This is a genomic window from Pseudomonas sp. NPDC089554 (genome assembly GCF_050280645.1).
Taxonomy (GTDB): domain Bacteria; phylum Pseudomonadota; class Gammaproteobacteria; order Pseudomonadales; family Pseudomonadaceae; genus Aquipseudomonas.
The window spans coordinates 21,045-27,970 of record NZ_JBNNVR010000075.1; the positions used below are offsets into that span (position 1 = coordinate 21,045).

6 protein-coding genes are annotated in these 6,926 nt (G+C 64.4%); all 6 read left to right on the top strand.

Annotation, left to right across the window (positions count from 1 at the left end):
• The first annotated feature begins 416 nt into the window (after positions 1–416).
• The gene (locus ACQKPE_RS19830; RefSeq protein ID WP_427668316.1) at positions 417–1,406 is read left to right on the top strand and encodes a 2-dehydro-3-deoxygalactonokinase; all 990 of its coding nucleotides are present in this window, start codon (positions 417–419) and stop codon (positions 1,404–1,406) included.
• Positions 1,407–1,418: 12 nt separating this feature from the next.
• On the top strand, positions 1,419–2,039 hold the full coding sequence (locus ACQKPE_RS19835; RefSeq protein WP_427668317.1) for a 2-dehydro-3-deoxy-6-phosphogalactonate aldolase: 621 nt from the start codon (positions 1,419–1,421) through the stop codon (positions 2,037–2,039).
• A 42-nt stretch (positions 2,040–2,081) separates the two neighbouring features.
• On the top strand, positions 2,082–3,230 hold the full coding sequence (gene dgoD / locus ACQKPE_RS19840) for a galactonate dehydratase (protein ID WP_427668318.1): 1,149 nt from the start codon (positions 2,082–2,084) through the stop codon (positions 3,228–3,230).
• Positions 3,231–3,292: 62 nt separating this feature from the next.
• Positions 3,293–4,603, top strand: a complete 1,311-nt coding sequence (locus tag ACQKPE_RS19845; RefSeq protein ID WP_427668319.1) for an MFS transporter — start codon at positions 3,293–3,295, stop codon at positions 4,601–4,603.
• 60 nt (positions 4,604–4,663) lie between these two features.
• Entirely contained in the window at positions 4,664–5,458 is a 795-nt protein-coding gene (locus ACQKPE_RS19850) for an IclR family transcriptional regulator (RefSeq protein WP_427668320.1), read from the top strand.
• A 423-nt stretch (positions 5,459–5,881) separates the two neighbouring features.
• The coding region (locus ACQKPE_RS19855) for a circularly permuted type 2 ATP-grasp protein (RefSeq protein WP_427668321.1) at positions 5,882–6,926 on the top strand (1,045 nt) is incomplete at its 3' end.

Here is a 6,926-nt window from a genome sequence, read left to right on the forward strand (position 1 = left end):
TGAAGGCCTTGGGGGTGAAGAAGAAGTTGCGGCGCTAGGTGGCCGTGGGCGAGGCGAAGAGAGGAGGCGATGGGCGCAGGTGGGGCGTGTTGAATGTCGACATAGTGATCGTCCGCTGATTGTTTTTGTTATGCGTCGTCGTACAACTTCGCGGATTATTATCAACCGGAAATCGGCCTGTCAACGCTCTGGATCTCAATAAAATCGAGGCTTGAAGTGAAATTCGGAGCCGAGGCGTCTATCTCAGGCACCTGCTAAAAATAGATGTCGTACTATGACTTTGTCTGCGCGGTGAGCAATCTTTCAGGAAACTACTTATATCCCTATATATGGGATTGTATTTTACATATTGGAATTTTGTCGTTCCCAGGTTTATAGTCGCCTCACTCACTGCCAAGAACAGAACAGGTGAAGCGATGCAGGCGCAATTGATCGCGCTCGACTGGGGGACCACCTCACTTCGTGCTTACAAACTCGCCGACGACGGCCAGGTGCTGGATACCCGCGCGCTGCCCAGCGGCATCATGCAACTGCCCAAAGCCTCGCGCCTGATCAACGGCCAGCCCTGCAACGACGGCTTCGAACTGGCCTTCGACGATGCCTGTGGCGATTGGCTTGACGCCCAGCCCAACCTGCCGGTGATCGCCTGTGGCATGGTCGGCAGCGCCCAGGGCTGGCGCGAGGCGGCCTACCGCGATACCCCGGCCAACGTCGCGACCCTGGGCTCTGGCCTGCAAGCCGTGCGCAGCCTTCGCGGCGCGGATGTGCACATCGTGCCCGGCGTGATCCAGCGTTCGCGCCTGCCCAATGTGATGCGTGGCGAAGAAACCCAGGTGCTCGGCGCGCTGCCTGCCTTGAACGCTGACGACCTGCTGATCGGCCTGCCTGGCAGCCATTCGAAATGGGTGCAGGTGAGCGAAGGCTGCATCGTGCAGTTCGACACCTTCATGACCGGCGAGGTGTTCGCGGTGCTCAGCGAGCACAGCATTCTTGGTCGCACCCAGCAGCGCGGTGGCGCGTTCGATGCGCCTGCATTCGACCATGGCGTGCAGGTGGCGCTGTCTGCCGAAGGCGAGGCCGGCCCGCTGTCCACGCTGTTCAGCGCGCGCACCCTGGGCCTGACCGGCGAGCTGAGCGCCAGCGCCCAGCCCGACTACCTCTCCGGCTTGCTGATCGGCCACGAACTGGCAGCGCTTGCCAAGCTGCAACGCCAACGCCGCAACAGCGTGCACCTGCCGGCCATCGCGCTGATCGGCAATGGCCAGCTCTGCGTGCGCTACAGCCGTGCGTTGCAAGCCTGTGGTTTCACCCATGTGAGCGTTGTCGAGCAGGCCACCGAGCGCGGCTTGTGGCAACTGGCGCTCGCTGCCGGCCTGGTGCGTGCCAGCGCCGCCCATTCATCCTGAAGGACGCCCGTCATGCTCGAACAAGCCCTGGCACACACTGGTCTGATTGCAATTCTGCGCGGGCTAAAGCCCTCCGAAGCCGCTGCCATCGGCGAGGTGCTGTATGGCGCAGGTTTTCGTGTGATCGAAGTGCCGCTCAATTCTCCTGACCCGTTGCAGAGCATCCGTATCCTGCGCGACAGCCTGCCCGCCGATTGCCTGGTCGGCGCCGGCACCGTGCTGAAGCCTGCGCAGGTGCAGCAGGTGAAAGCGGCGGGCGGCCAGGTGATCGTCATGCCCCACAGCGACCCGCAGGTGCTGCGGGCGGCCAAGGCGGCGGGCCTGTTCCTGGCGCCGGGCGTGGCCACGCCGAACGAGGCCTTCGCGGCCCTGGCCGAAGGGGCCGACATCCTCAAGCTGTTCCCCGCCGAGCAGATGGGCACGGCGGTGGTGAAGGCCTGGCTCGCCGTGCTGCCTGCCGGCACCTTGCTGGCGCCAGTCGGCGGTATCACCCCCGACAACATGCAACCGTTCTACGACGCTGGCGCCCGAGGTTTCGGCCTGGGCTCCGGCCTGTACAAGCCGGGCATGACGCCCGAGCAGGTCGCTGCCGCTGCCCAGGCCTATGTGACCGCTTGGAAAGCCCTGCGCTAATTCCCCTTTTCCTGCACTGCATCCAACAAGAGAGACAAGCAGATGAAAATTACCAAGCTGACCACCTTCATCGTTCCGCCACGCTGGTGCTTCCTCAAGGTCGAGACCGACGAGGGCGTGACCGGTTGGGGCGAGCCTGTGGTAGAAGGGCGCGCCCACACCGTTGCTGCTGCCGTCGAGGAATTGTCCGACTACCTGATCGGCAAGGACCCACGCAATATCGAAGACATCTGGACCGTGCTCTACCGCGGCGGCTTCTACCGCGGCGGGGCCATCCACATGAGCGCCCTGGCCGGTATCGACCAGGCGCTGTGGGACATCAAGGGCAAGGCCCTGGGGGTGTCGGTCAGCGACCTGCTCGGTGGCCAGGTGCGCGACAAGATCCGCGTGTATTCGTGGATCGGCGGCGACCGCCCCGCCGACACCGCGCGCGCCGCGAAAGAGGCCGTGGCCCGAGGCTTCACTGCGGTGAAGATGAACGGCACAGAAGAGCTGCAATTTCTCGACACCTTCGACAAGGTCGACCAGGCGCTGGCCAATGTTGCCGCCGTGCGTGATGCGGTGGGCCCGAACGTCGGCATCGGCGTCGACTTCCATGGCCGGGTGCACAAGCCCATGGCCAAGGTGCTGATGAAGGAGCTGGACCCGTTCAAGCTGATGTTCATCGAAGAGCCGGTGCTCAGCGAAAACTACGAAGCGCTCAAGGAACTGGCCCCGCTGACCAGCACGCCCATCGCCCTGGGCGAGCGGCTGTTCTCGCGTTGGGACTTCAAACGCGTGCTCAGTGAAGGCTACGTCGACATCATCCAGCCCGATGCCTCCCATGCCGGCGGCATCACCGAAACCCGCAAGATCGCCAACATGGCCGAGGCCTACGACGTGGCCCTGGCGCTGCACTGCCCCCTGGGCCCGATTGCCCTGGCGGCCTGCCTGCAGCTCGATGCCGCCTGCTACAACGCGTTCATCCAGGAGCAGAGCCTGGGCATCCACTACAACGAGAGCAACGACCTGCTCGACTACGTGCGCGACCCCGACGTGTTCGACTACGAACAGGGCATGGTGAAGATCCCCAACGGCCCAGGCCTGGGCATCGAGATCAACGAGGAATACGTGATCGAACGTGCCGCCGTTGGCCACCGCTGGCGCAACCCGGTGTGGCGCCACGCCGATGGCAGCTTCGCCGAGTGGTAATGCCGCCTCGCCAACCCACCGCATAGCAACGACCTCAATAAACACAACAAGAGGCACTTCCCATGCACCCGCACACCCTCGCCGGGCAGGCCGCCTTGGCGGCGCCCAGCCGCAAGCGTTACTTCATCATGGTGCTGCTGTTCATCACCGTGGTGATCAACTACCTGGACCGCAGCAACCTGTCGATCGTCGCCCCGGCGCTGACCAGCGAGCTGGGCATCGACCCGATCCAGGTGGGCCTGATCTTCTCGGCGTTCGGCTGGACCTACGCCGCTATGCAGATTCCCGGCGGCTGGCTGGTCGACCGGGTGCCGCCGCGCATCCTCTACACCGTGGCGCTGGTGCTGTGGTCGCTGGCCACGGTGATGCTGGGCTTTGCCGCCAGCTTCATCGCGCTGTTCGTGCTGCGCATGGCGGTGGGTGCGCTGGAGGCTCCGGCCTACCCGATCAACAGCCGGGTGGTCACCACCTGGTTCCCCGAGCGTGAGCGGGCCACGGCCATTGGTTTCTATACCTCGGGGCAATTCGTCGGCCTGGCGTTCCTCACCCCGGTGCTGGCCTGGCTGCAACATGAGTTCGGCTGGCACATGGTGTTCGTCATCACCGGCGGCGTGGGCATCGTGTGGGGTGTGATCTGGTACGCGGTGTATCGCGAGCCACGGGATTTCAAAGGCGTGAACCAAGCCGAAATCGACCTGATTCGCGAGGGCGGTGGGCTGGTGGATATCCAGGCCGAGCAGGCCAAGGTCAAGGCCAAGTTCAGCTGGGCCGACCTTGGCATCGTGCTGAGCAAGCGCAAGCTGTGGGGCATCTACCTCGGCCAGTTCTGCCTGAACTCGACGCTGTGGTTCTTCCTCACTTGGTTCCCCACCTACCTGGTCAAATACCGCGGCATGGACTTCATCAAGTCTGGCCTGTTGGCATCGCTGCCGTTTCTGGCGGCCTTCGTCGGCGTGCTGTGCTCGGGGCTGTTCTCCGACTGGCTGATTCGTCGAGGGGCGAGCATTGGTTTGGCGCGCAAGCTGCCGATCATCAGCGGCCTGCTGATTTCCACCGCGCTGATCGGCGCCAACTTCGTCGAGTCGACCCCGCTGGTGATCGCTTTCCTGGCCCTGGCGTTCTTCGGCAACGGCCTGGCCTCGATCACCTGGTCGCTGGTCTCGACCCTGGCCCCGGCGCGCCTGCTCGGGCTGACCGGCGGGGTGTTCAACTTTATCGGCAACCTGTCGGCGATCGTCACGCCCATCGTGATTGGCTTTCTGGTCAGCGGCGATTCCTTCGCCCCAGCCATCACCTATATCGCGGTGTTGGCGTTGATAGGCGCGCTGTCGTACATCCTGCTGGTGGGCAAGGTGGAGCGCATCGAGTTGTAGGTGCGGGGTGCGGGCGAACATAATGTCGCCCGCCCACTCGCTCAACGATAAAGGCCGCACATGCAGGAAGACCCAAAAACCGCCCCCACTGGCACCCAGACCTTGCTGCGCGGCCTGGCCGTGGTGCAGGCCGTGGCCGCTGGCGCGCGCGACCTCAAGGACATTGCCCGGCTGATCGGCACCACCCGCAGCACCACCCACCGCCTGGCCAGTTGCCTGGTGGAGGAGCGCTACCTGCGCGTGGTGCCCCAGGTGGGTTACCTGCTTGGCCCCAAGCTGATCGAGCTGGGTTTTCAGGCCCGCGAAGAACTGCCCCTGGTGACTCTGGCCGGACCCTATCTGGACGAGCTTTCGGCACTGACCGGCGACACCATCCACCTGGCCATCCGCGAAGGCGACGAGGTGCTGTACCTGCACAAGATTCCTGGGCGCAATGGCCCGGAGATGCGCTCGCGGGTCGGCCACCGTATGCCGCTGGCGCGCACCGGCATCGGCAAGGCGCTGATGCTCGATGACACCCCGGCCGAGTGGCAGCGCCTGTACGAGACCAGCTTGCCGGTGGGCGGCAAGAGTGCGTTCTGGCCGCACCATACCGAGCAGACCTGGGCGCAGGTCGAGCAGCGCATGGCCGAGTATGTAGCGGGGGGCTATGCCTTCGACCTGGAAGACAACGAACCGTCGATCCGCTGCGTGGCCGCGCCGGTGCGCGATGCCAGCCGCCGCATCGTGGCCGGCATCAGCGTGGCCAGTACCGTGCCCTACATGCCCGAAGAAAAGATGCGCCAGCTGGTGCCGATGATCAAAGACGTGACTGCCCGGCTATCGGCAGAGCTAGGCCTCAAATACCAGCCCTGATCAGCCTGCACACCCCTGTAGGAGCGGGCTTGCCCACGAACCGGGGCGCAGCCCCGGCCATACACCGCGGTGATTTCTTCGCGGGCAAGCCCGCTCCTACAGGGGCCGTGCTGGATTTAAGGCCTTGCCCCGCGATGAGGCCATTGCAGCCCACCCCCATTCCCCACCTGCACCGTTTTCGCCCACAGCCTTTCCCAGCGAACCCCCCGCAAAACCCTGCCCAGCGCTCTGCCACAGCACTTCCAGCACCTGGGCACAACCCTTGCACCAACCTTCACCACGCCAAGGCCACACAGGTATCCCCGCGCACCACACCCCCTACCGTTAAAAAAACGCAGGAACTCACATAAGCGTTGCAAGGCCCCGGCGAACCCAATCGGCGAAGTCAGAAAAAGCCGTGTATATCGCCGCAAGGAGTGGTTAATGGCACGAGAATTTTTTAACGAGATGTACGACGCGCAGGGTGGCTGCCGCCCGCACTACCAACCCTTCGCGCGCTGGCTGGCCGACACCCCTCCGGAGGTGCTGGAACAACGTCGACGCGAAGCCGACCTGCTGTTCCACCGCGCTGGCATCACCTTCACCCTGTACGGCGACGCCCAAGGCACCGAGCGCCTGATTCCCTTCGATATCATCCCGCGCAGCATCAAGGCCAGCGAGTGGCGCATCGTCGAGCGTGGCTGCATCCAACGCGTGCATGCGCTGAACCTGTTCCTCAGCGACATCTACCACGGCCAGCGCATCATCAAGGAAGGCATCATCCCCGCCGAGCAAGTGCTGGCCAACGAAGGCTACCAAGTGGCCATGCGCGGCCTGGACCTGCACCGCGACATCTACGCGCACATCGCCGGGGTCGACCTGGTGCGTGACGGCGATGGCAGCTACTACGTGCTCGAAGACAACCTGCGCACCCCCAGCGGCGTGAGCTACATGCTCGAAGACCGCAAGATGATGATGCGCCTGTTCCCCGAGCTGTTCGCTGCCCAGCGTGTGGCCCCCATCGACCACTACCCGAACCTGCTGCTCGACACCCTCAAGAGCGCCAGCCCGCTGGACAACCCCACCGCCGTGGTGCTCACCCCCGGCCGCTTCAACAGCGCCTATTTCGAGCACGCCTTCCTGGCCCGCGAGATGGGCGTGGAACTGGTGGAAGGCGCCGACCTGTTCGTGCGCGACGACCACGTCTATATGCGCACCACCGCAGGCCCGCGCCAGGTGGACGTGATCTACCGGCGCCTGGACGATGCCTACCTCGACCCGCTGTCGTTCAACCCCGACTCGATGCTCGGCGTGCCCGGCCTGATCGCTGCCTACCGCTCCGGCAACGTGGTGCTGGCCAACGCCGTGGGCACCGGGGTGGCCGACGACAAGTCGATCTACCCCTATGTCGACGACATGATCCGCGCGACCCTGGCGGTGTTCCATGGGGTGATCCCGCCGAACCTGGGGTTCTCCAAGGCCAACCCGC

Bases quoted from the DNA above. Each gene is read 5' to 3' on its own strand.
- ACQKPE_RS19830 (WP_427668316.1), top strand. From the start codon at position 417: ATGCAGGCGCAATTGATCGCGCTCGACTGGGGGACCACCTCACTTCGT.
- ACQKPE_RS19835 (WP_427668317.1), top strand. From the start codon at position 1,419: ATGCTCGAACAAGCCCTGGCACACACTGGTCTGATTGCAATTCTGCGC.
- dgoD (WP_427668318.1), top strand. From the start codon at position 2,082: ATGAAAATTACCAAGCTGACCACCTTCATCGTTCCGCCACGCTGGTGC.
- ACQKPE_RS19845 (WP_427668319.1), top strand. From the start codon at position 3,293: ATGCACCCGCACACCCTCGCCGGGCAGGCCGCCTTGGCGGCGCCCAGC.
- ACQKPE_RS19850 (WP_427668320.1), top strand. From the start codon at position 4,664: ATGCAGGAAGACCCAAAAACCGCCCCCACTGGCACCCAGACCTTGCTG.